The sequence below is a fragment of the Lentzea sp. NPDC006480 genome, from assembly GCF_040611995.1.
Classification (GTDB): Bacteria; Actinomycetota; Actinomycetes; order Mycobacteriales; family Pseudonocardiaceae; genus Lentzea.
The window spans coordinates 1-3628 of the sequence record NZ_JBEXPJ010000316.1; the positions used below are offsets into that span (position 1 = coordinate 1).

Here is a 3628-nt window from a genome sequence, read left to right on the forward strand (position 1 = left end):
GCCTCGCGGACCTCGTCCTTGGACGGCCGGTTCGGGTCCTTCTGGATGGCCATGCGCACGATGCCGAGCGCGACGGTGACCGCAGTGGTGATGCGCAGGCCGAAGCTGTGTCATTTCGCAGGCCGCGATCGACACGTTCGCGGACTCCGTGGTGGGGTTCCTGCGCCAGTACGGGTTCAACGGCGCTGACATCGACTACGAGTACGCGACGTCGAACAACCACGCGGGCAACCCCGACGACTTCTGGATCTCCAACGCCAACCGCGGCAACCTGTGGACCGGCTACTCGGCGATCATGAAGACGTTGCGGGAGAAGCTCGACCGCGCCGGTGCCGCCGACGGCAAGCACTACCTGTTGACCGCGGCCGTCCCCGCGTCCGGCTGGCTGTTGCGCGGCCAGGAGTCGTACCAGGTCGTCAAGTACCTCGACTACCTCAACGTCATGAGCTACGACCTGCACGGCTCGTGGAACCACTTCGTCGGCCCGAACGCGGCGCTCTACGACGACGGCAAGGACGGCGAGCTGTCGGCCGGCGGTGTGTACACAGCGCCGCAGTACGAGGGCATGGGCTACCTCAACACCGACTGGGCGTACCACTACTACCGCGGTGCGATGCAGGCCGGACGCATCAACCTGGGCGTGCCGTTCTACTCGCGCGGCTGGCAGGGCGTCGACGGTGGCACGAACGGGTTGTGGGGCAAGGCGGCCTTGCCGGACCAGTCGAAGTGTCCGCCCGGCACCGGTTCCTCGGTCGGCTCGACCACGCCGTGCGGCAACGGCGCGACCGGCATCGACAACATCTGGCACGACGTCACGGCCGGCGGCGCCGAGGTGCCGTCCGGCGTGAACCCGTTGTGGCACACCAAGAACCTCGAAGCGAAGGTCACCGGTTCGTACTCCGCGCAGTACGGCCTCGACCCGGTCAACGACCCGACCGACCGCCTCACCGGCACGTACACGCCGTACTACGACTCGACGTTGAAGTCGCCGTGGCTGTGGAACAACGACAAGAAGGTGTTCCTCTCCACCGAGACCGAGCAGTCGATCGCCGAGAAGGCCAAGTACGTGCGCGACAAGGGCCTCGGCGGCATCATGATCTGGGAGCTCGCCGGTGACTACAGGTACGACTCCGCCAAGAAGGAGTACTTCATCGGCGACACGCTGCTGTCGACGATCAACACCGGCCTGAACGGCGCCGCGCCTTACGGTGCGTCGAAGGCGTCCGCGCAGCAGTCGCAGTCGCTCGCGGTCGACGTGGACGTCTACGGCTTCGCGTTGGGCGACAACAACTACCCGATCACGCCGAAGATCAAGTTCACGAACCGGTCCGCGGTCACCATCCCCGGTGGCACGAAGATCGCGTTCGACTACGGCACCAGCGCGCCCGGCGGGATGGCCGACCAGTCCGGGTTCGGGCTGAAGGTCGTGTCCAAGGGGCACAGCGGGGCCAACGTCGGTGGCTTGAAGGGCGACTTCCAGAAGGCGGAGCTGACGCTGCCGTCGTGGCAGTCGCTCGCACCGGGCGCGTCGGTGGAGATGACGGTCAGCTACCAGCTGCCGATCTCGACGCCGTCGAACTTCGTGTTCACGTTCGGTGGTCAGTCGTACGCGATCACGGCCGACCACCCGCGGATCGGCGGCGGCACCACGCCGACCACCACTTCGACGACGACCACGACGACCACGACGACCACGACGTCGAACCCGCCCGCCTGCTCGCTCCCCGCGTGGGACCGCGAGCAGGTCTACACCGGCGGCAACGACGTGGCGCACAAGGGTCGCAAGTGGAGGGCCCAGTGGTGGACGAAGGGCGAGGAGCCCGGCACCACCGGTGAGTGGGGTGTCTGGCGCGACCAGGGCGCCTGCTGAGTCAGTGATCTGTCAGGCGCGGGGCTTAGGCTGTTCAACGTGACCGCCCAGGACCCGCGCCTGCAGGAGCTCGTGCTGCTGCGGAAGGTGCGCGACAGGATCGACCGCGAGTACCGGGAGCCGCTCGACGTGGCGGCGCTGGCTCGCGGCGTGCACCTGTCCGCAGGGCATTTGTCGAGGGCGTTCCGGGCCGCGTTCGGCGAGTCGCCCTACAGCTACCTGATGACCCGCCGCATCGAACGCGCGATGGCCCTGCTGCGGCGTGGCGACATGTCCGTCACCGAGGTCTGCTTCGAGGTCGGCTGCACCTCGCTCGGCACGTTCAGCACCCGCTTCTCCGAGCTCGTGGGCATGTCGCCGAGCCAGTACCGCAAGGTCGCCGCCGAGGACGGCCAGGGCATCCCGAACTGCCTGGCCAAGGCGGTGATGCGGCCGATCAGGAATCGAGAAGCGGCGACCGGTCCGGGCGATTAGGTTGACCGGCATGTCAGTCATCATCGCCGCGGCGTTCCTGCCCGCAGACGACCCGGAGAAGTCCCTCGGCTTCTTCCGCGACGCACTCGGCTTCGAGGTCCGCAAGGACGTCGGCCAGGGCACCATGCGCTGGATCACCGTGGGCCCGCCCGACCAGCCCGACACCGGCATCGTCCTGCACCCGCCCGCCGTCGACCCCGGCGTGAGCGACGAGGAGCGCCGCACCATCGCCGTGCTCATGGCCAAGGGCGTCTACACCGCGATCTCGCTCGGCTCGAAGGACCTGCAGAGCGTGTTCGACCGCGCTCAGGCGTGGGTCACCTCGTCCGGTGCGGGCGAGGTGCTGCAGGAGCCGGAGGACCAGCCGTGGGGCGTGCGGGACTGCGCGTTCCGCGACCCGGCCGGCAACCTGGTGCGCATCAACCAGCTCTGACCTCGATCCGCGCGGGCAGCGTGCTGAGCGTGTTGCCCGCGCGATCCAGGCGAGCGCGACCGAGGCGACCACCGCCCTGCTACCACGCCGATCCGCGCCTCCCTGGTGCCGATCAGCCAGGCCTTGCTGTTCACCGGTCTGGCGGCCACTGTCGCGCCGGACAGAGCCCTTCAGCGCGTGGGCGAGGCGTTGCACGAGGTCAGGTTGCCTCCCGAGCAGCGATGCCCGGCCGATGTGGGGGAGACGAGGATCAGTCGCTGCCGAACGGCGCGCGGTTGCGGAACCACTCGACGTGCAGAGCCGCGCCGCGCAGGAGGGCTGTCTCGATCGCGGCGGGGTAGTCGCTTTCGTCTTCGTAGAGCAGGTGGCCGAAGTAGAAGGTGCCAGGCTTGGCGGCCTCTCGCTCCAGTGCGCGAAACGTCTTGCCCTGCACTGACCAACCGCGGTTCAGCGGGCGGTGCTGGGCGAAGATGTTCGGCCCGAACTCCCCGCCGGTCAGGTGCGGGATCAGATGCCCGCGGTCGGTCGGCGTGCCGTCAGGTGACGGAAGCAGTGGAAAGCCGCGTTGGTAGGAGACGTCCCGCTTCTCGATTTCGCCAGGCGTGACGGCCCAGGCGGCCACGGTGCGTTCTGCACGCGTGCCGGCCACGTCGTAGAGGTAGTTCGCCGTCGACTGAGTGAACTCGACCAGCGAGCACTCGTCCCACGCACGGCGGTAGTGGGCGGCCGCCGCGTCCAGCAAGGCCTGGCCCACGCCGGCGGGAGTCAGCGGCTTCGTGAGGTCCTGCAGCAGTGCCGCGTAATCGAGCGACAGCTTCGTCATCTCCCTGTTCTACCCGGCCCGGACGACC

The 3628-nt window shown here is 68.4% G+C and carries 4 protein-coding genes; 3 read left to right on the forward strand and 1 reads right to left on the reverse strand.

Translation table 11 applies throughout. The features are described 5' to 3' along the window. Positions 1-112: 112 nt before the first annotated feature. Genes ABZX92_RS45435 through ABZX92_RS45445 form a run of 3 tightly spaced genes read left to right on the forward strand, consistent with a single transcriptional unit; the run spans position 113 to position 2777 of the window. The gene (locus tag ABZX92_RS45435) at positions 113-1870 is read left to right on the forward strand and encodes a chitinase C-terminal domain-containing protein (protein WP_355572326.1); all 1758 of its coding nucleotides are present in this window, start codon (positions 113-115) and stop codon (positions 1868-1870) included. Positions 1871-1909: 39 nt separating this feature from the next. Further along, the gene (locus ABZX92_RS45440; protein ID WP_355572320.1) at positions 1910-2344 is read left to right on the forward strand and encodes a helix-turn-helix transcriptional regulator; all 435 of its coding nucleotides are present in this window, start codon (positions 1910-1912) and stop codon (positions 2342-2344) included. Between the two features lie 10 nt (positions 2345-2354). Continuing rightward, positions 2355-2777, forward strand: a complete 423-nt coding sequence (locus ABZX92_RS45445) for a VOC family protein (protein ID WP_355572322.1) — start codon at positions 2355-2357, stop codon at positions 2775-2777. A 250-nt stretch (positions 2778-3027) separates the two neighbouring features. On the opposite strand, the gene ABZX92_RS45450 is transcribed toward ABZX92_RS45445, so the two are convergent. Next, positions 3028-3600, reverse strand: a complete 573-nt coding sequence (locus ABZX92_RS45450; RefSeq protein ID WP_355572324.1) for a hypothetical protein — start codon at positions 3598-3600, stop codon at positions 3028-3030. Positions 3601-3628: the final 28 nt, after the last annotated feature.